Raw genomic sequence first — 18,362 nt, forward strand, 5'->3', positions numbered from 1 at the left:
AACATGACCCCGAAACCCGGGCTATAAGGAAAACAACCTAATTGAAAACCGTTACGTCCTTTCCCCACGCGACCAAGCACCTTGAACATGTATGGATCCCGATCTCCGATGGTACCCGTCTGGCGGCGCGCATCTGGATGCCGGAGGATGCCGAGAACAATCCGGTGCCGGCAATCCTCGAATACATCCCCTATCGCAAGCGGGACAATACCCGTTCCAGGGACGCGCTGAACCATCCCTATTTTGCCGGGCACGGCTATGCCAGCATCCGGGTGGATATACGCGGCAGCGGCGATTCCGAAGGTGTCCTGCAGGATGAATACCTGCAGCGGGAACTGGATGACGGGGTGGAAATCATCCGCTGGATCGCGCAGCAGGACTGGTGCAGCGGTTCAGTAGGCATGATCGGCATTTCCTGGGGTGGTTTCAACGGCCTGCAGATCGCCGCCCTTAGACCGCCCGAACTCAAGGCCGTCATCAGTGTCTGCTCCACCGATGACCGTTACGCGGACGACGTCCACTACATGGGCGGCTGCATGCTGACGGATAACCTTTCCTGGGCGTCAACAATGTTCGCCTACACCAGCCTTCCGCCGGATCCCGAACTGGTGGGGGAGAAGTGGCGCGATATGTGGCTGGACCGGCTGGAGCACAGTGGCCTCTGGCTGGAAAACTGGCTCGAGCACCAGCGCCGGGACGACTTCTGGCGTCACGGCTCCATCTGCGAGGACTTCTCGGCGGTGCAGTGCCCGGTGATGGCGGTCAGCGGCTGGGCCGATGGTTACTCCAACAGCGTATTCCGACTGCTGAGCAATCTCGATGTGCCCACCAAAGGGCTGATCGGACCCTGGAGCCACATGTACCCGCACATGGGTAAGCCAGGGCCCGCCATCGGGTTCCTGCAGGAATCCGTGCGCTGGTGGGATCACTGGCTCAAGGGAAAGGACACGGGCATCATGGATGAGCCGGATTTCCGCGTCTGGATGCAGGACAGCGTGCCCCCTGCGACGGAGTACACGCGGCGGCCGGGGCGCTGGATTGCCGAGCCGGGCTGGCCATCGTCCAATGTCCATGAAACCGTCTATGGTCTGAGTGAGGGCCACCTCGTCGATCCCGGTACGCCGGTCAGTGACACGCCCTTATGGATCCAGTCGCCGCTGAGCCTGGGCCTGTTCGCGGGCAAGTGGTGCTCCTACAGCGCCACGCCGGACCTGCCCCATGACCAGCGCGAGGAAGATGGCGGTGCGCTGGTGTTCGACACCGAGCCCCTGAGTGAACCCCTGGAGATCATGGGCGCGCCGGTCATCGAGCTGGAGCTGGAGGCGAACAAGCCCCAGGCAATGATCTGTGTCCGCCTCTCGGATCTGGCCCCGGACAACAAGGCCACCCGGAGCACCTATGGCATGCTCAATCTCAGCCATCGGGACAGCCACGCCGAGCCCAGCCCGATGGTGCCCGGCGAACGCTACCGGGTGGCGGTGCAACTGAACGACATCGCCCAGCGTTTCCCTGCGGGTCATCGCCTGCGGATCTCGATCTCCACGTCTTACTGGCCGCTTGCCTGGCCGGCCCCGGAGCTCGCCTGCCTGACCGTCCATCCCACGGGGAGTCGGCTGCGTCTTCCGGTGCGGCCATCACGTGATTCGGACGCGGCGTTGCCCGAGTTTGGCGAGCCGGAATCAGCGGCCGCCATTGCTACGCCCTACACGCAGGCGCCCGAGCAGAACTGGCGGGTGATCCGCGATCTGTCCAGAGACGAGTCCATACTGGAAGTGATCAAGAACGACGGGACATTCACCATCGAGGAGATCGGTCTCACCATGTGGAGCGATACCCGTGAGTGGTATACCCATGTGGGTGAGGATTTTGAATCCATGCGCGGGGAAACCCATTGCGTCAGTGGAATGGCCCGTGGCGACTGGTCCATAGAAGTAACAACGCGCACGGTGCTTACCGCCAGCCGGAGCCATTTCCACGTCTATGCGGAACTCGATGCCTACGAGGGCGACGAACGCGTCGTTGCCAGGAACTGGAACACCCATGTGCCACGGGATCATCTTTGAGCCACGAGGCCTGCATCTGAAGGAAGGAACCCATGATCTATCGTCACGTTAATGAGCTTGCTGATACCAACCGGGTTGTATCAGGACCCAACTATTCAAGCCGGCGCCTGATCCGCCGCGATGACCGTATGGGTTATTCGTTGCATGACACCATCATGCAGGCCGGAACCGAGAACCGTTTCTGGCACAGGCATCACATGGAAACCGTCTACTGCATCCGCGGTGAGGGGGAGGTGGAAACCATCCGGGATGGTACCCGCCACTCCCTCAACCCCGGAGCGGTTTACGCACTCAGTCAGAACGAGGAGTACGTTGTAAGGGCGCATACCGAGCTACAGCTCCTTTGCGTCTATTATCCGGCACTGGCCGGTGATGAGGTTGAGGACGAGAATGGCTCATTCAGCCAGTTCGGCGAGGAGACGGTTTTCGTTATCGGGCTGAACGACTTCAACCGGGAAATGCTGGCCACCATCGACATGGCGGACCACTACAACTTCGTGCCACTGCTCAACTCGCGGCAGATTCTGGAGCAGCAAAAATACGAGATCCAGGACATCATCCAGCAGGCCAAGAAACAGATCCGGGAGCACAAAGGGGCGGTGGACGGCGTTATCCACTACATTGATTTCCCTGTCAGCACCATTGTACCCATCATCTGTGACGCCTTTGACCTGGCTTCCGCAAGCCTGGAGTCCGTGCTGAAATGCGAGCACAAATACTGGAGCCGGATTGAACAGCGCGCCGTTGTTCCGGATAACATCCCGACGTTCACCGCCTTCAATCCGTTTGACGAGCAGGCCCTGGACAGGGTGCTTGAAGTCATGGACTTCCCGTTCTGGATCAAGCCGGTGAAATCCTTCTCCTCGTACCTCGGGTTCCGGATTGACGAGGCCAGCCAGTTCCACGAGGCCATGAAGGAAGTGCGGGACAACATCGGCCGTTTCTCGGGCCCCTTCAACTACCTGCTCGACATGGTCACCATGCCGCCGGAATTCGATGAGATTGGCGGTGAGTACTGCATCGCCGAGAGCATCATCGGCGGCATGCAGTGCACCCAGGAAGGCTTCTCCTGCAAGGGCGAAGTGGAGGTGTACGGCACCGTGGATTCCTTCCGTGAGGCCAACCTCACCACGTTCTCCAGTTACCAGTACCCGACCATTCTCCCGGACGAGGTGCAGGACCGGATGACAGAGATCACCCAGAAGGTGGTCAGGCGTATCGGTTACGACAACGCGCCGTTCAACATCGAATATTTCTGGGACCGGGAAAAGGACCAGATCTGGCTGCTGGAAATCAATACCCGCATATCAGAGTCCCACTGTCGGCTTTTCCAGAAGGTGGATGGCCGTTCCCACCATCAGGTGGCCGTGGAGCTGGCCGCCGGGCGTCGACCGACCTTTCCGCATCGTCAGGGCAGGTTCGAGGTCTCGGGTAAATTCTTCCTGCGCGAGTGGGAGGATGCCTATGTGGCGCAGGTTCCCAGCGAGGAAACGGTCCGCCGTATCGAACAGGAAATCATCCCCGACTCCACCATCCAGATCGTTGCCGAGCCCGGCCAACGCCTGTCAGACCTGATGGACCAGGACAGTTACAGTTACCGGGTGGCGCTATTGTTCCTTGGGGGTTCCTCCAAGCAGGACCTTGAGAAGAAGCGCCGCCAGTGCGAGGAATTGCTGTACCAGGAGTTCGTGTTCGAGCGCTAGCCCCACCGGCTCTGCCCGTTGACGTTCATCCGCCCCGAGAACTCACTCTTCCTTCATGGGGCGGACGGTTTCCCCATGGCTGAGGACACGGAACTCCGCTTCCGGGATGCCAGCCCGTTCCCGCGCCTCGGCGAGCTTTTTCGGGGGTTCGTCGAGGGGTTCATCGGTCAGCCCCTCAAAGGTGCCCCAGTGGATGGCGATGGCCCGGCGGGCGCCAACGTCCTGCATGGCCTGTACGGATTCCTCCGGGTTCACGTGGTTGCTCTTCATGAACCAGCGTGGCTCGTAGGCGCCGATGGGCAGGGCGGCCAGGTCATACCCGTTCGTGCGCTCGCCAATGTCTCGCAGGTCCTTCGAATAGCCGAAGTCCCCGCCGAACAGGAAATCGAAATCCGGGTGTTCCACCGCCCAGGCCCCCCACAGCATCTCGTTCTCGTCCCAGGGCGTGCGCGAGCTCCAGTGCTGGACCGGCAGGAAGCGCAGGGTGACACCCCGGAAGTCGTGGGTCTGCCACCAATCCATAGGGGTCAGGTGGGACTCGTCGCCGTCCGTGACGTTGTCGAGGAACCACTGGTCCATGCCCAGCGGGAGAAAGAACCGCGGCGGTCCGCCCTCCTGCTGATAGAGCGCCGTTACGGAGGCCAGGTCCAGATGGTCGTAATGGGCGTGGGAGATCACCACAGCGTCAATGTGCGGCAGGTTTTCAAGTGCCACCCCGGGTGGTTGGTGCCGGGGTGGGCCGGCGAAGGAAAGCGGGGATGCACGGTCGGAGAACTGGGGATCGGTGAGAATGTTCAACCCACCCACCTGCAGAAGGACGGTCGCGTGGCCGATCCAGGTGACGGCCACCTCATCGTCGTTGTTCTGGATGAATGACAGATCCGGATCAATGCCCCTGATGGGCTCGGTCGGCGGTTTGGGGAGGTCGTTCCACCAGCGATTCCACTGCCAGCGCAGGAAATCGCCACCCCCGGGTTTGTCCGGGTTGTAGTGGTTGGTGAAGCCCGACTGGGTGTGGTGCGGTTTGTCCGGGTCGTAGTATGGGTTCACGTTGCTGCATCCCATGCTCAGGGCCATCAGCCCAACCAGTGCCAGCGTGAGTTGTCGCAGCATGGCGCCAGCGTCCTTTGGATTCAATGGCTGCCCGGTATGATCGCACACCCGTAACGCTGGCAATAGCGCCGCTCCGCCCAGCGGTTGTAGGCGGCTTCGGCGAGTGGCCGGAGGCCAGGGATGAGCATCAGCCGGAAAAGGAATCCGAAAGGCGTATGACGCCAGGTCTGGACCGTTGCGCGGAGTCCCGTCCAGTAGATGCCTTCATCATCGAGCAGGTGCAGCCGCTGGAGCAGATGTTCACGGGGGATACCGGGCCAGACCTCCGAATCCTCGAGGCCGTGAACATCAATAAGTCTAAGGTGATCATCGCCAATGCGGCGCAGCAGACGGATTTCCTTCATGCAGAGCGGGCACTGGCCATCGTAGAACAGTGTATCCATGCGGTTTCCCCATGCAGACAGTGGACGTGCGGTGTTATACGGTCAGGGGCACCGTACGGACCAGCAGGGGTCCACAAAGAGGTTTCAAGCGTAATCAGGACAGATTCGCCAAAGCGTAGATGGGCTGGCTGGGATTTTTATGCAGAGCATCGAAACAGTCTGGGGCAAGATACTGGAGGCAAGAGCCAGGGGGCAGAGTCTGCCCGAGCCCTCAACCGATTCGGAACCATCGCCGGGAGAGCAGCTGCTGCGCGTGTTCCGGCCCCTGTGTCCCGGAGAAAACGGCTGGGTTATCGGGCAGCTGGGGCAGAGCCTGGATGGCCGCATTGCCACGGCTTCGGGCGCATCCCGTTACATTAATGGGGATGATGGGCTGACCCATCTGCACCGGCTGCGGGCGGTCGCCGATGCCGTGGTGGTGGGTGCTGGCACTGCACTTGAGGATAATCCCCGTCTTACTGTGAGGCGTGTGGCCGGATACCAGCCAGTGCGCGTGGTGGTGGACCGCAGGGACCGCCTGCCCGGGGACCACCACCTGCTCACGGATGGAGATGCACCCACCCTCCACCTGGTGGCCGGGGATGCCATTCCGGAGTGTGATCGGCCCTGCCCGGAAGCCGGCGTCATCCGCGTGCCCTGCCTGGATCCGGAACGCGAGACCATTGATCCGGACCGGGTTCTGGCAGTGCTGGCGTGTTTCGGCCTTGGGCGTGTCTTCGTGGAAGGCGGCGGTCGTACGGTTTCAGCGTTCCTGGCAGCCGGCCGGCTTGACCGGCTTCATGTGATGGTCGCCCCCATGATTATAGGCAGCGGCTATCCTGCCTTTACGCTGCCTGAAGTAGACCGTCTGTCTGATGCCATCTGGCCTGAGGCTCAGGTGGTGAATCTGGGCAGTGACGTGCTCTTTGACCTGAATCTCAGGCGCTCCGGGGCTTCCCACCGGGCACAGGAATAAGGCCCGGCAGGCCGCCCAGAAGGATGACCACCCCGTAGGCAATGCTGAGTGCCACCCCCTCGTTGGCGGGCAAGCCGGCCAGAGGCCACAGGGCTGCGGCAACGCCCTCGCGAACCCCCCATCCGGCGATGCTCACAGGCAGTACCATACTGAGCAACAGGCAGGCGTGAAGAGCGAGTTTTTCCAGTGTGAGCGGTTGCGTGGCGATACTGGCATCCAGCAGTGCCAGGGTCGCGAAATAGGTGGCCACTACCGCCAGCGAGAGAGCCAGCTGGATGACCGGTGCTGGCCAGCGAAAGAGGGCGGTATGAACATCCGCACGGAGCAGGGCGCTGTAATCCCGGACCCTGGGCAGACGACCTGCGGCGATCGCCAGCAACAGCACCAGGGCAGCGCCCCAGAGCCATTGCCCGCTGAGTTGCGGGCCAGGGAGGGCGAAAGGTGGGGCAATGACCAGGAGCGCTGTAATGGTGAGCACAAGGGCCAGCTGACCGGAGAGGCGCTCAATCATCACACTGTGGGCAGCCGCGCTGGTACGTGCTTCCGGATGCCGGGCACGCCAGGCGCGTTCCACATCCCCGACCACTCCGCCCGGCATGATCTGGTTGACCAGCGTTGCCCGGTAATAGGCGGCAACGCTCTCTCCGGCGCCCAGCGGAAGGTCCAGGCGATAGGCTGTGTAACGCCAGCGCAGGGCGGAAAGCACCACCTGGGGTATGGAAAGGGCAAGGGCGGCAACCAGGCTCCAGGCGGGCAGGCGCTGCAGAACCGTAACCACCTCCGCGGGCTTGATGGTCATCGCCACCACCCCCAGCAATGCCAGGCTTACCAGCAGTCGACCGTAACGCTTCACGGTTGCCGCGCTTCTGAGGGTGGAAGCGCAAGGAGGTCCAGGTGATCCACCCGAATCCGCAGCTGTCCGCTCCGCGCCTGGGCATTGCGCTGGCCCTGCCATCGGTCAATGGCGGATTGGTCCCCGGGCGCCTGTTCACGGGCAGCCTGGCACCATCCCGCCATGAGAACCTGCTGGAGGTGGGGGTCACGGTGATCCAGCTCCCAGGGGCTGGGATCGGTTAGGACCTCAAAGCCATGTGCTGTCAGGGCTTGGGACAGGATCCTGGTGGCGTCAGGGCCGGCAGCGCTGCCGGTGCCCTTGTCACGGTGCTGGTGCTCATTGACGGTCTTTCGAAGCAATTGATCGTATGAATCAGAAGGTTGAAGCTCAAAGTTGCCGCAGTAGTTGAGGGCCATCAGGAGGGGCTTATGGCGGTGGGCGGCAGTCGCCGCCAGGGCCTCAAGCCACTCGCGGCTCATCAGGTCGAGCAGGGCTGAGGCGGTGATCAGGTCCACTTCCCCCGGAATGACCTCATTCAGATTCGTCGCAGTGATCTGCTTCTGCCACCAATGGGTGGTTGTGCCTTTGCCCACTTGGGGCTGGTGGATCGTGGGGGCCAGCGCGGGATCCGGTTCCACCATCAACCACTGCTGGGGATCAGGGAGTCGGGGAGCCAGGTAGCGCTGGTTGGATCCGGTACCCGCGCCGAGATCGCAGATTGCGAGGGGCGTCGGGCGTGTCGCGATCCGATCCCGGAGTCTGGTGGTTAACCGCTCACTGCGGGCTTTGTGGTCGGCCCGCTCACGCAGCCCAAGCCAGTCGGCCTCGAAGACGGCGCTGCCTTGTTCCGGACGCCTGGTTTTCAGGGCGCCCTCGAATTCCCGGGCAGTCATGGACCAGCTCCGGAGACTGCGGGCTGACCCACAGGCTGCACGGGCCTGGCTGTGAAGCTGATCAGGGTGGTTAAGCCACGCGTGGATATGGTCCCTTAGTGCCGTATGATCGCCGGCTGGATGCAGGCGTATGCCGGGGCGATTGGCGGTTTCGGCAAGGGCGCCGCCATCAGAACTCAACACTGGAAGCCCGGCCGCGAGCGCTTCAGCGATCACCATGCCATAGCCTTCGTAACGCGCGGGCAGTATGAAACCGTGGGCGTGTTGCCATAGGCGGGTCAGGGTCTCGCCCTCCAGCTCCCCGGTGAGTGTGACCCGATCCGTGAGCCCGTACTGGGCCAGCATCCCATGAAGGCGGGCAGTGAAGTCGGGGTTCCGTGTGGTGCTTCCCGCCAGGGTCAGGTGCCAGTTTTCGCCTGCAAATGGGGCAAGGGCGGCAGCAAGAATGTCCTGCCCCTTGCGCGGTGCCAGGTGGGCAACGCAGAGCAGTTCAAGCGTGGTCCCCCGGTTGCGGGGCTTGCAGGGCTCCGGCAACTGCGCCATGGCAACGCCTGGGGGCGCGACCGTCACGCTGGCTTCCTGGACACCGTAGGCTGCCAGTTCGCGGGCCGTGCTCTGGCTCGTGGTGACGACGGAGGCCATGCTTGCAAGTGCGCGCCGCTCGCTGTCGAACAGGTGGGCCCGGCTCTCATCCGGCAGCCCTGTCTCCAGGGCCAGAGGGTGATGGATGAGCGCCGTCAGGCGGAGCCGCTGCGCGTGGCGGGCTATCGTTTCCGGCAGACCACCGAGCGCGAGTCCGTCAATCACCACGCTGGCCCCTTCGGGCAGGCGCTGAAGGCACTGCTCCATGGCCTTGCGGGCTCTGTCGTCGGCTATCGGGAACCGGCCGGAGAGGCCCTCGATCCGCACGGACCAGCCGCGGGCCTCCAGTGCACCCGCTAGTTCCCGCACATAGCCGTAGCCGCCGGTACGCTGGCCGGGATCCCCCGGCACGATGAAGGTCAGTGCGTGCTCAGAGTTCGCCACGGTAGCTGGCCCAGGCGATGTGGGATTCGCTGAGGGTGATCGCCAGGCCACTGATGCCGTGGGCGGACTCACCCAGGCGGCCGGCCTTTATGGCGTCGGCCATTCGCTGGAACACCATGCCCGCCATGAATTCGGTGGTGGTGTTGCGGCCCTTGAGATCCGGGTGGTCGTCCAGATTGCACATATTGAACTCACCCAGCACCTCGCCGAGCACCTGGGTTGCCAGGCCAATGTCCACAACCAGATCATTGTCATCGAGCCGCGGCCGCTCAAAGGTGGCATCCACCACGTAGGTTGCCCCGTGCAGGGCCTGGGCAGGGCCGAAGGCTTCACCAGTGAAACTGTGGGCGATCATCATGTGCTGTCGGACGGTCAGTCGGTACATGGCATCCTCGGGGTCAGTGGTTTTCCGGGTAGCGCACCCGGTGGCACAGGGCGGTGCTGTCGTCGCGGCAGAGCGCCGTCATGGTCTCGGGCAGCGCCTCGAAGTCGCTTTCACCATCAATGAGTACGTCCAGCTCCGGACTTGCGAGCAGCGACAGCGCCAGTTCCAGGCGGTCCCGGTGGGTCCACGCGGGGCGGCGTTCCGGGCTGACGCGGCCAACCTGGCTGGCCCTGAGAGTCAGGCGGCGGGAATGGAAGGCGCCCCCCAGCGGGACACTGACCGGCTGGTCGCCGTACCAGCTCATCTCGACGATCCGGCCCTCGGTGCCCGCAAGGGCGATGGCGTGGTCGAGGCCTGCCGGATTGCCGCTGGCATGGATCACCAGGTCATGGTCATCACTCTGGAGATCCGGATCAAAGCATACGCCCAGTTCCGAGAGGATGCCGTGGCGGGCAGGTTCTGTATCCACGGCTGTTACCCGTGCACCCGGCAGGCGCTGGCAGAGCCAGGCCATGAGGGCCCCCACAACACCACAGCCAACCACCGCGATGCGCTCCCCAACCGCGGCCTGTGCGTCCCAGACACCGTTGATGGCTGTTTCCATGTTGGCAGCAAGGATGGCGCGCTCTGCCGGCACATTGTCGGGTACCGGTACAACCGCGGAAGCGGGTACCCGGAACCGCGTCTGGTGGGGGAACAGGCTGAAGACAGTACGGCCCTGCAGTTCGGCGGGCCCCTGAACCACACGGCCAACGTTGCTGTAGCCATGGCGTACGGGCCAAGGGAAATCACCCGCCTGGAAGGGGGCCCGCATGCGTCCATGCTCGGAGCGGGGAATGCGGCCATTGAACACCAGCGACTCCGTGCCACGGCTGATGCCGGTGTACAGAGTGGCGATCTCCACCGTTGGTTCGCTGTCAGGGGCGTCCAGGTCCGGGTTGGTGGGCTGGATCTCCCCATGGGCTGGGCCAGTGATCCAGAATGCGCGTACTCTTGGAGTGTGATCAGCGGTCATGATGGGCGCCTTGGGATTGGTTCGGGACCATTATTGACCCTGCCGGGGGTCACGACAAAGGGGAAGAAATGGTCAGTGAGAAAATTCCGGATCGAACCGGTGCCAGTCGGGAACTGCTGTTGACGGCGTTGCCATTCACTGTGGTTACGGGCGGGATCTGGTGGTGGATAGGCATTTCGCTGGTTTCTCTCGCCCTGCCATTGTCGGGGTATGCCCTGCTTGCCTGGGTGGTCGTGACGGGCGTCACAGGGCAGCAGGGGATCGGTCCCGCCAACAGGGTGACTTTCTACCGTGCGCTGGGTGTGGTCATTCTCGCCGGCATTCTGCTTGAACCGCAGCTGCCGGCCCACGCCCAGTGGGCCTGGGTTATGCTGGCGCTGGCAGTCCTCATTCTGGATGGCCTCGACGGCTACCTGGCGCGCCGTTTCAAGGTGAGTACGGATTTCGGGGCACGTTTTGACATGGAAGTGGACGCAGCGCTGATACTGACGCTCAGCCTGGCGGTCTGGGGGGGCGGCATCACCGGGCCCTGGGTTCTGCTGCTGGGGCTGATGCGCTACCTCTTTGTGGCCGCCGGCTGGATCTGGCCCTGGGTCAATTGCCCCTTGCCCGAAAGCTTCCGGCGTAAGACCATCTGTGTATGGCAGATTGCCAGCCTGGTGATCGTCCTGGTGCCGATCACGCCGTCCTGGCTTGCGGTCTGGATACTGGCGCCAGCACTGATGCTGCTGGCGTACTCATTCACCGTGGATCTGGCCTGGCTCTACCGGGCGGGAGGACAGCATGAAACGCAAAGGCATGGCGCTGAAACGTAACGCACTTGTTGCGGGCATCCTTACAGTGGGACTTGTGACCGGTGGCAATGCGGTTGCGGAACCTCAACAATACACCATCGATGATGAACACTTCACCATGACCTTCAAGGTCATGCACATCGGCTATGCCCGGGTGATCGGGATGTTCCGCGATGTGGAGGGGCAGTTTGTCTATGACCCGGAGACACAGACTGTCAGCGATGGCGAAGTCGTCTTCCAGGCGAACAGCGTGTTTACCAATCATGAGGAACGGGACGAGCACCTGCGGGGCGAAGACTTCCTGAATGTTTCCGAGTACCCGGAGATCCGCTTTGAGGTTACGGATTTTGAGATGACCGGGGAATCCACCGGGAAACTGACCGGGGATCTGTCGATGCTGGGCGAGACCAACCCGGTCACGCTGGATGTGGTGCTGAACAAGGCCGCAGAGTACCCCATCGGACACGGTGACTATACGCTGGGGCTGTCAGCACACGCTGTGATTGAGCGCAGTGACTGGGGGATGACCTATGGGGTTGCGGATGACCTGGTAGGGGATGAAGTGAGGCTGCAGTTTGAGTTCGAGGCCAACCGCGACGATGGCGGCTGGTTCTGAGGGCCGCGCCGGGCGGCCCGCAGATCCTTTCAGGCAACTCTCACCAGACGCTCACCCCCGGAAGACTGGGCGACCTGTTCCGCGACACGGTTGAACACGTGGTAGGCCTCAGGGGCATGGGTGTCCAGTGCGGTGCCGACGTATCCGAAGTCATCCCCGATGGGGTGCCCCGAGGCGATGACCCGGAAGTCCACCCTCGTCTCGGGTGTTCCCGCCTTCAATGGGACCTCCACCCACAGGTGAACCCGCTTCTCGGCGGGGATGTACTCGGTACGCACAACCCGGAAGCCATCGGTCAGTGTCAGAGAGGTATCGTTGCCTGAGGCGTCGAGGCGGTACTTGAGGATGGTTTTCATGGCCGGTCTCCTCTGTTGATGACAGCCACAGTATCCGTGCCTCAACGAATCGAATAAATAAGGTTTTATGAGTTTCGGAGACGAAAAAATCTGATAGTCAGCTTTCGGAGCAGATTGCCTGTATCCCGGGATGACGCATTCCCTCCACGCCATAGAGGGCGTAGATCTGATCGCGGACTGCTTCAATGCTGGCAATCTCCTCGACCTGGTACTGGCGACAGACTTCCTCACGGATCACCGTTGGTGCCGCGAACACCCCAAGCCCCGCACGGCCGAACACCTTGATCAGCGCACTGTCATCAATCTCAGCGGCCTCATGGACACGGATTCCCTGGTCCCGGAACCACTGCATCAGCTGCTGGTAATAGGGCGCTTCCAGGGCACTGGCAAGGAAGGGAAAACCCTCCAGGCTGTTGGGGAATCCGGGGGCCAGGCGCTGCGCCAGCGCCGGTTCCGCAAACAGGCTGATGGCGGACTGGCTCAGGGGGTTCAGGTACCACCGGAAATCCTCGTCGCCCGCCGGCGGTCTGTCGGTGATCACCACGTCCAACTCGTGGCGTGCGAGAGCGCTGGTGAGGTCCTCCGGGGTTCCGGTGCGGCACCTGAGCTTGACGGGTGTGGTGGTTTCCAGCGCTGGTGCGATAACCCGGTATGCAAACAGCTTGTGGATTGAGGCCACAATGCCAACCCGCAGCTTACGGGCCGGTGCCGCCTGCGCGTCGTCCAGCCATGCCTCCAGTTCCTCCGCAGTGCGGAACATCGGGTCAGCATACTGGAAGACCCTGTGCCCGGTGTCCGTCATGACCAGACGGCGGCCCCGGCGTTCAAACAGGCGGGTTCCAAGGTCCGCCTCGAACGTGCTGATCTGACTGCTGAGTGTCTGGGGTGCGAGATCCAGCGCTTCGGCGGCGCGTGCGACCGAGCCCTCCCGGGCCACGACCCAGAAATGGTGCAGATGCCGGTAATTCAGCCGTCGGCTCACGTCCGGTCCTCTTTCAGGTTGGCAGGATACCGGTCCCCTTATACAGTTAGACGGTCCCGATTTGAAAGGTCGTCCTTTGATTCCGATCATCCACCACCCATGCTACAGCTTCCCCTTCCCGGGCTCGCATCGGTTTCCCATGAGCAAGTTCGGCCTGCTCATGGACCACCTCAATGAAGCCGGGATCGCCTGCTCCGGGAACCGTTTCCGGCCGGGGCGGTGCCGGCAGGAGTGGCTGCATGCGGTGCACAGTCCGGATTACATCGAACGGTTCCGTAACAATGGCCTGACTCCCCGGGAACTCAAGCGTGTGAACCTGCCCTGGAGCGAAGGGCTGGTGCGGCGAACCGTTACCTCACCGGCGGGCACGGTCCTGGCAGCGCAGCTGGCACTGCATTACGGCGTTGCCTGCCATCAGGCAGGGGGGACCCATCATGCCCAGTACGACGTCGCAGCTGGGTTCTGCATTATCAATGACCTGGCTGTAACATCCCATGTACTGCTTGAACGGAATCGGCTGGAACGGATCCTGATCTTTGATTGCGATGTGCATCAGGGCGATGGCACTGCCCGCCTGTTGGCGGATGAGCCCCGAGCCATCACCTGTTCCATCCACTGTGGCCGCAACTTCCCCTTCACCAAGGCCCTGAGCGACGTGGATGTAGCTTTGCCGGACGGACTGGAGGACGATGACTACCTGAACGAGGTATCCAACTGCCTGCACGCGCAGCTGGATCGGTGGCAGCCCGACCTGGTGCTGTACGCCGCAGGGGTGGATATCTATGCCGGCGACCCGTTGGGGCGCCTGGGTGTCAGCCTTGAAGGCATCCGCCAGCGGGAGGCGTTGGTACTGGAAACCCTGAAACAGCGCGGGATCCCAGTGGCGACCGTGATCGCTGGCGGCTATGACGACGATCGTCAAGCGCTCGCACGGCGCCACGCCATGGTCACGGAGGAGGCGGCCCGGCTCTACGCTTCCTGAGGTTCCAGAAGCCAGGCCCTGAGGTTGGAGAGGATCCGGTCGGCAATCCGGTGTGCCCGATCCGCATAGGGTCCGTCGAAGCGCTCATTCAGGGTTGCATGGAAGTGAGCGCCCCAGCGCTCGAAGTGTTCGGGTTCCAGCGGCTGCTTCGCGTGAACAGCCTCATGTTTGGCAACCATGTTCCGCGTGTACGCCCCACGCTCGCCCAGCAGCATCTTGCGCCAGTAGGCTTCGATGGTCGGCAGGTGATGATCCAGATCGATGCCCGCGGTTTCCAGGAAGACGGGTGCCATGACGGGGTCCTGAAGCAGGCGCCCATAGAACGCGTGAACAAACTGGTGGATGGCTTCCGGGGTGTCGAGATCCATGTAACCGGGGTTTGTGACGGAATATGCCTGAATCATCCACACCAGCTGGTCTCCCTGCAATGGCGAGAGGCTATCCAGGCAAGAGCCTTCCCGTATCGGGCTCTTTTATATTATTATATTCTAATATAAAAAGTCATAGAAACCGACGGGGTACTCTTGATGGACACAGCAAGTCTTCTCAATGGTGTCGCCGGAGGCGTTCTCATCGGCGCCTCCGCCGTTTTTCTCATGGGGATGATGGGCCGCATCGCCGGGATCAGTGGCATCGTTTCCGGAATGCTCTACGAGCCCGTAAACAGTGAACGCATCTGGAAGGGTGCCTTTGTGCTGGGGCTGGTTCTTGGGCCGTTCATGCTTACCCAGCTCGCTCCCCAATGGGGCAACGTGGCGGGCGTAGCTGAAGGGGCGATCGGTGCGCCGATGGCCAGCGTGCCCGTTATGGTCGTGGCCGGGCTGCTTGTGGGCCTGGGCACAGGGCTTGGTGCGGGCTGTACCAGTGGTCATGGTGTCTGTGGCATGGCACGCCTTTCCACCCGCTCGATCATGGCGACCCTGGTGTTCCTGGCCTGCGGCATGGCAACAGTGTTCGTTGTAAGGCACCTGCTTGGAGGTGGCGCATGAAGGTACTGGCGGGTCTTGTCGCGGGGCTTCTGTTCGGTCTCGGGCTTGCTGTTGGCGGTATGACCGATCCCCAGCGCGTTCTCGGTTTTCTGGATGTTGCCGGTGCCTGGGATCCGACGCTGATCGGTGTCATGGGGGGTGCCGTGGTGACCAGCTTCATTGGCTATCGCCTGGTCTGGCGGATGGGCGCACCCAGACTGGAACCGCACTTCTTCATTCCGACTCGCCAGGACCTGGACGCGCGGCTGCTGGGCGGCGCTGCCCTCTTTGGTATTGGTTGGGGGCTCTCCGGCTACTGCCCCGGGCCAGCGGTTGCGTCGATCAGCGGCCTGACCGGGCCTTTGGCGGCGTTCGTGGCTGCCATGGCGGCTGGCTGGTGGATGGCACGCCGACTGAGTAATCGTCAGGGGTAGGGCAGAATCTAGATTTCGTGGAGTTCCCTACGGTTCATGCGATGCAGGGTCAGCAGTCCGAGTACCGGCCCGGGCAGCAGCCACCACAGTACATGCAGGGACTGGCTTGCCCAGAGGCTGGTGGTGAGCGCGATGGCGGGGATCGTGACCGCGAAACCAACGGCGTTCATGATCGCCAGCGCTGCGCCCACGTTTTCCCTGGGCGCGGTTGCCGAGGCCAGCGCTGAGAACTGCGGTGAGTCAGCGATCACCGTGGTGCCCCAGACGGCCAGCAGCGCCAGAAGAAGCAGTGGGGGCGCGGCGCCGAGAAGCGGATAGACCAGGCAGAGGGCGCCGGATACCGCTAACGCCCCCCGCGCTACGTTGAAACTTTCCAGCCATCGGCTCATGCGGCCACCCTGGACGCAGCCCGGTAATCCGAGCCCGATGATCAGGAACGCGACCCAGGGCGTGAGCGCCGGGTCGGAACCGAGGCGCTCGAGTTCCCTGCTTACGAGGAACGGCGTCAGGGTCCAGAAGGCGTAGAGTTCCCAGCAGTGACCGAAGTAACCGAAAGCCGAGGCCCGGAAATTGCGCTGGACGAAGGCTTTTACGCCAGCACCAGGGCGGATGCCAGGGGACGCGGCGGGCAGATGCGGGCCATCTCCAAGACTGTGGATCAGGGCTGCGGCCACCATGGCCAGCGCGGAAGCCAGAAGCAGGGGCCATTGCCAGGGGAGTTCAAAGGTCGCACCCCGGAGCAGATGGGGAAGGGCGGTACCCAGTGTCAGCATGCCCACAAGCCACCCCAGGGCCGCACCGGCATAGCGGGGTGTCCAACTGACCACCAGCTTCATGCCCATGGGATAGATACCGGCGAGGCACAGCCCCGTGATGAAACGTGCCGCCGTCGCCAGGTAGAGGTCTGCGGCAACCAGGATAAAGGCGGCGTTGATAAGGGCCCCCGTAACCCCGGCGATGGCAAAGAGCCGGCTGGCCCGGATGCGGTCCGCGAGGCCGCTGATTGCGATGATCAGGGTGCCCGTCACAAAACCGGCCTGAACGGCCATGGTCAGGATTCCGAGTTCGCTTTCACTGAGGCCCACGGCCCCCGCCAGTGCGGGCGCGACGCTGTTGACGCTGAACCAGAGGGAAGTGCCGAACAGTTGGGCGATGACGATGACCGCGAGTGGGGTGCGGGTGAGCAGGGAGTGGAGCATGAGTGTCAGGGCCTTTGGCGGGTAACGGACTACATGCTCCAAAGGGTAGCTGGTGTTGGGGGTTGGTTCACGAAAGGAACCGATAGAACCTGGGGAGCTGGCGTGGTTGGGGCTGACCGAGGGAGGGATTATGGGCCCTGCGGGCCTCACCCCTTCGGGGCCACCTTCGCGGTGCGAAGGTGTTCCTCAGCCTGCCGGGAGGCAGGCTTCGGTCGAACCCATGAGGGGTCTCGTCCGCCCGCTAAGCCATTACCAGAGCCCACCCAAGGTGGGCTCTGGTAATGGCGGAGAGGGAGGGATTCGAACCCTCGGACCGCTTACACGGTCGCCGGTTTTCGAGACCGGTGCAATCGTCCACTCTGCCACCTCTCCGCAGCGGACAGCGCGCATTCTAACGGCTCCGACCCTTTCGTAAAAGCCGGAGTCTGTCCCTGTGGGAGCGGCCATTGGCCGCGATTGGTGGAGGCCGATGCCGGAAGATGTTAGAAATAGGCCCTTTCCAAACTGGACTGAGGAGTGTCTGAACCATGTCAAAGCAGATCCCGATCGTTGATCCCGAAGGGCTTCTGGAATATTCCGTTGTGTTCAACGACCGTTCCCTGAATCATATGAGTAAGGAATTTCAGGGAGTTATGAATGACATTTCAGGTACTCTGAAAAGCGTCTACAACGCCAGTGCCACCATCGTGGTGCCTGGTGGCGGGAGCTACGGCATGGAGGCGGTGGCACGCCAGTTCGCCAACGATGCGCGCTGCCTGGTCGTGCGCAACGGCTGGTTCAGCTACCGTTGGAGCCAGATTCTGGACGCGGGGCGTATTGCCTCGGAAACGACCGTCCACAAGGCCCGTCAGCTGGAGCCGGGCAGTCAGGTTCCGTTCCGTCCGGCGCCCCTGGAGGAAGTGGTTGCCTCCATCCGTGAAAAGAAACCCGAGGTGGTGTTCGCTCCTCACGTGGAGACAGCCGCCGGCATGCGCCTGCCCGAGGATTACCTGAAGCAGGTTGCGGGCGCGGCGCATGAGGTTGGCGCAATCTTCGTGCTGGACTGCGTGGCCTCCGGTGCGCTCTGGGTGGATATGCAGGCCATCGGCGTGGATGTGCTCATCAGTGCGCCCCAGAAGGGGTGGAGTGCCTCGCCCTGTGCGGCCCTGGTCATGCTCAGTGATAAAGGCCTGGAGCGCCTTGAGGCGACCACCAGCAGCAGCTTCGCCTGTGACCTGAAGAAATGGCACCAGATCATGCAGGCGTATGAGGGCGGTGGCCACGCCTATCACGCCACCATGCCCACGGATGCGCTCAAGGATTTCCGGGACGCTATGAACGAAACCGTCAACGACGGTCTGGATGTCACGCGCGAACGCCAGGAAGAACTGGGACGCCGCGTCCGGGCACTGTTCTCCGAGCGCGGGTTCGTGAGTGTTGCCGCCGAGGGGTTCGAGGCGCCGGGTGTTGTGGTGCTCTATACGCAGCGTGATGACCTGCATAAAGGCAGCGGTTTTATCGAGCAGGGCCTGCAGACAGCAGCCGGTGTGCCGCTGGCCTGTGATGAGCCCGAGGATTACAAGACCTTCCGGATCGGCCTGTTCGGGCTGGATAAGCTGCGTAACATCGATCGCACGGTTGACTGGCTCGCCGAAGCACTGGACGGTCTTGGCGCCTGACG

The 18,362-nt window shown here is 62.6% G+C and carries 19 protein-coding genes and 1 tRNA gene; 9 read left to right on the forward strand and 11 right to left on the reverse strand.

The window, feature by feature from the left end; all coding sequences use genetic code 11:
• Positions 1-41 precede the first annotated feature (41 nt).
• Positions 42-2,063: a CocE/NonD family hydrolase gene (locus GLW01_RS07810; protein WP_151439579.1), complete on the forward strand. Its 2,022-nt coding sequence runs from the start codon at positions 42-44 to the stop codon at positions 2,061-2,063.
• Positions 2,064-2,095: 32 nt separating this feature from the next.
• Entirely contained in the window at positions 2,096-3,766 is a 1,671-nt protein-coding gene (locus GLW01_RS07815; protein ID WP_160898716.1) for an ectoine synthase, read from the forward strand.
• Between the two features lie 42 nt (positions 3,767-3,808).
• On the opposite strand, the gene GLW01_RS07820 is transcribed toward GLW01_RS07815, so the two are convergent.
• Entirely contained in the window at positions 3,809-4,879 is a 1,071-nt protein-coding gene (locus GLW01_RS07820) for an MBL fold metallo-hydrolase (RefSeq protein WP_160898717.1), read from the reverse strand.
• 20 nt (positions 4,880-4,899) lie between these two features.
• Positions 4,900-5,262 carry a thiol-disulfide oxidoreductase DCC family protein gene (locus GLW01_RS07825; RefSeq protein WP_151439576.1) on the reverse strand — a complete coding sequence of 121 codons (363 nt, stop codon included), beginning with the start codon at positions 5,260-5,262 and terminating at the stop codon, positions 4,900-4,902.
• A gap of 139 nt (positions 5,263-5,401) precedes the next feature.
• On the opposite strand from GLW01_RS07825, the gene GLW01_RS07830 reads away from it, so the two are divergent.
• Positions 5,402-6,217: a RibD family protein gene (locus GLW01_RS07830; protein WP_160898718.1), complete on the forward strand. Its 816-nt coding sequence runs from the start codon at positions 5,402-5,404 to the stop codon at positions 6,215-6,217.
• On the opposite strand, the gene GLW01_RS07835 is transcribed toward GLW01_RS07830, so the two are convergent.
• Genes GLW01_RS07835 through GLW01_RS07850 form a run of 4 tightly spaced genes read right to left on the reverse strand, consistent with a single transcriptional unit; the run spans position 6,180 to position 10,371 of the window.
• Entirely contained in the window at positions 6,180-7,070 is an 891-nt protein-coding gene (locus tag GLW01_RS07835; RefSeq protein ID WP_160898719.1) for a lysylphosphatidylglycerol synthase transmembrane domain-containing protein, read from the reverse strand. The genes GLW01_RS07830 and GLW01_RS07835 overlap by 38 nt on opposite strands.
• A complete protein-coding gene (locus GLW01_RS07840; protein ID WP_160898720.1) occupies positions 7,067-8,971 on the reverse strand; it encodes a glycosyltransferase in 1,905 nt (634 codons plus the stop codon). Before GLW01_RS07840 ends, GLW01_RS07835 begins: the two co-directional genes overlap by 4 nt.
• Positions 8,958-9,356 (reverse strand): 6-pyruvoyl trahydropterin synthase family protein, encoded by a 399-nt coding sequence (locus GLW01_RS07845; RefSeq protein WP_151439572.1) that lies wholly within the window; start codon positions 9,354-9,356, stop codon positions 8,958-8,960. Before GLW01_RS07845 ends, GLW01_RS07840 begins: the two co-directional genes overlap by 14 nt.
• Positions 9,357-9,369: 13 nt before the next feature.
• Positions 9,370-10,371 carry a zinc-dependent alcohol dehydrogenase gene (locus tag GLW01_RS07850; protein ID WP_160898721.1) on the reverse strand — a complete coding sequence of 334 codons (1,002 nt, stop codon included), beginning with the start codon at positions 10,369-10,371 and terminating at the stop codon, positions 9,370-9,372.
• 68 nt (positions 10,372-10,439) lie between these two features.
• On the opposite strand from GLW01_RS07850, the gene GLW01_RS07855 reads away from it, so the two are divergent.
• Positions 10,440-11,186: a CDP-alcohol phosphatidyltransferase family protein gene (locus GLW01_RS07855; protein ID WP_160898722.1), complete on the forward strand. Its 747-nt coding sequence runs from the start codon at positions 10,440-10,442 to the stop codon at positions 11,184-11,186.
• Positions 11,155-11,781, forward strand: coding sequence for a YceI family protein (locus GLW01_RS07860; protein ID WP_151439569.1), 627 nt, complete (start codon positions 11,155-11,157; stop codon positions 11,779-11,781). Before GLW01_RS07855 ends, GLW01_RS07860 begins: the two co-directional genes overlap by 32 nt.
• A gap of 29 nt (positions 11,782-11,810) precedes the next feature.
• Here GLW01_RS07860 and GLW01_RS07865 read toward each other — a convergent pair whose 3' ends face one another.
• Positions 11,811-12,137 carry a DUF7352 domain-containing protein gene (locus GLW01_RS07865; RefSeq protein WP_151439568.1) on the reverse strand — a complete coding sequence of 109 codons (327 nt, stop codon included), beginning with the start codon at positions 12,135-12,137 and terminating at the stop codon, positions 11,811-11,813.
• Positions 12,138-12,234: 97 nt separating this feature from the next.
• The gene (locus GLW01_RS07870) at positions 12,235-13,119 is read right to left on the reverse strand and encodes a LysR family transcriptional regulator (RefSeq protein ID WP_340162443.1); all 885 of its coding nucleotides are present in this window, start codon (positions 13,117-13,119) and stop codon (positions 12,235-12,237) included.
• A 139-nt stretch (positions 13,120-13,258) separates the two neighbouring features.
• Here GLW01_RS07870 and GLW01_RS07875 point away from each other — a divergent pair, with 139 nt between their 5' ends.
• Positions 13,259-14,101, forward strand: coding sequence for a histone deacetylase family protein (locus tag GLW01_RS07875; RefSeq protein WP_151439566.1), 843 nt, complete (start codon positions 13,259-13,261; stop codon positions 14,099-14,101).
• Here GLW01_RS07875 and GLW01_RS07880 read toward each other — a convergent pair.
• On the reverse strand, positions 14,089-14,505 hold the full coding sequence (locus tag GLW01_RS07880; protein ID WP_237416530.1) for a group III truncated hemoglobin: 417 nt from the start codon (positions 14,503-14,505) through the stop codon (positions 14,089-14,091). The genes GLW01_RS07875 and GLW01_RS07880 overlap by 13 nt on opposite strands.
• Before the next feature lie 123 nt (positions 14,506-14,628).
• Between GLW01_RS07880 and GLW01_RS07885 the strand changes: the two genes are divergently transcribed.
• On the forward strand, positions 14,629-15,090 hold the full coding sequence (locus GLW01_RS07885) for a YeeE/YedE family protein (protein ID WP_151439565.1): 462 nt from the start codon (positions 14,629-14,631) through the stop codon (positions 15,088-15,090).
• Positions 15,087-15,503 carry a DUF6691 family protein gene (locus GLW01_RS07890; RefSeq protein WP_151439564.1) on the forward strand — a complete coding sequence of 139 codons (417 nt, stop codon included), beginning with the start codon at positions 15,087-15,089 and terminating at the stop codon, positions 15,501-15,503. The genes GLW01_RS07885 and GLW01_RS07890 overlap by 4 nt, the downstream gene beginning before the upstream one ends.
• Before the next feature lie 8 nt (positions 15,504-15,511).
• Here GLW01_RS07890 and GLW01_RS07895 read toward each other — a convergent pair whose 3' ends face one another.
• Both GLW01_RS07895 and GLW01_RS07900 read right to left on the reverse strand, forming a co-directional pair.
• Positions 15,512-16,702, reverse strand: a complete 1,191-nt coding sequence (locus GLW01_RS07895; protein WP_151439563.1) for an MFS transporter — start codon at positions 16,700-16,702, stop codon at positions 15,512-15,514.
• A gap of 282 nt (positions 16,703-16,984) precedes the next feature.
• Positions 16,985-17,074, reverse strand: a tRNA-Ser gene (locus GLW01_RS07900).
• A 155-nt stretch (positions 17,075-17,229) separates the two neighbouring features.
• Here GLW01_RS07900 and GLW01_RS07905 point away from each other — a divergent pair.
• Positions 17,230-18,360, forward strand: a complete 1,131-nt coding sequence (locus GLW01_RS07905; RefSeq protein ID WP_160898724.1) for an aminotransferase class V-fold PLP-dependent enzyme — start codon at positions 17,230-17,232, stop codon at positions 18,358-18,360.
• Positions 18,361-18,362: the final 2 nt, after the last annotated feature.

It is taken from the genome of Vreelandella halophila, assembly GCF_009856365.1.
Classification (GTDB): Bacteria; Pseudomonadota; Gammaproteobacteria; order Pseudomonadales; family Oleiphilaceae; genus Halospina; species Halospina utahensis_B.

What these genes read in the sequence shown, in the direction of transcription:
- GLW01_RS07855 (WP_160898722.1), top strand. Translation starts at nt 10,440, where the DNA reads ATGGTCAGTGAGAAAATTCCGGATCGAACCGGTGCCAGTCGGGAACTG.
- GLW01_RS07845 (WP_151439572.1), bottom strand. Translation starts at nt 9,356, where the DNA reads ATGTACCGACTGACCGTCCGACAGCACATGATGATCGCCCACAGTTTC.
- GLW01_RS07905 (WP_160898724.1), top strand. Translation starts at nt 17,230, where the DNA reads ATGTCAAAGCAGATCCCGATCGTTGATCCCGAAGGGCTTCTGGAATAT.
- GLW01_RS07865 (WP_151439568.1), bottom strand. Translation starts at nt 12,137, where the DNA reads ATGAAAACCATCCTCAAGTACCGCCTCGACGCCTCAGGCAACGATACC.
- GLW01_RS07885 (WP_151439565.1), top strand. Translation starts at nt 14,629, where the DNA reads ATGGACACAGCAAGTCTTCTCAATGGTGTCGCCGGAGGCGTTCTCATC.
- GLW01_RS07830 (WP_160898718.1), top strand. Translation starts at nt 5,402, where the DNA reads ATGCAGAGCATCGAAACAGTCTGGGGCAAGATACTGGAGGCAAGAGCC.
- GLW01_RS07875 (WP_151439566.1), top strand. Translation starts at nt 13,259, where the DNA reads ATGAGCAAGTTCGGCCTGCTCATGGACCACCTCAATGAAGCCGGGATC.
- GLW01_RS07860 (WP_151439569.1), top strand. Translation starts at nt 11,155, where the DNA reads ATGAAACGCAAAGGCATGGCGCTGAAACGTAACGCACTTGTTGCGGGC.
- GLW01_RS07895 (WP_151439563.1), bottom strand. Translation starts at nt 16,702, where the DNA reads ATGCTCCACTCCCTGCTCACCCGCACCCCACTCGCGGTCATCGTCATC.
- GLW01_RS07880 (WP_237416530.1), bottom strand. Translation starts at nt 14,505, where the DNA reads ATGATTCAGGCATATTCCGTCACAAACCCCGGTTACATGGATCTCGAC.
- GLW01_RS07825 (WP_151439576.1), bottom strand. Translation starts at nt 5,262, where the DNA reads ATGGATACACTGTTCTACGATGGCCAGTGCCCGCTCTGCATGAAGGAA.
- GLW01_RS07820 (WP_160898717.1), bottom strand. Translation starts at nt 4,879, where the DNA reads ATGCTGCGACAACTCACGCTGGCACTGGTTGGGCTGATGGCCCTGAGC.
- GLW01_RS07850 (WP_160898721.1), bottom strand. Translation starts at nt 10,371, where the DNA reads ATGACCGCTGATCACACTCCAAGAGTACGCGCATTCTGGATCACTGGC.
- GLW01_RS07815 (WP_160898716.1), top strand. Translation starts at nt 2,096, where the DNA reads ATGATCTATCGTCACGTTAATGAGCTTGCTGATACCAACCGGGTTGTA.
- GLW01_RS07890 (WP_151439564.1), top strand. Translation starts at nt 15,087, where the DNA reads ATGAAGGTACTGGCGGGTCTTGTCGCGGGGCTTCTGTTCGGTCTCGGG.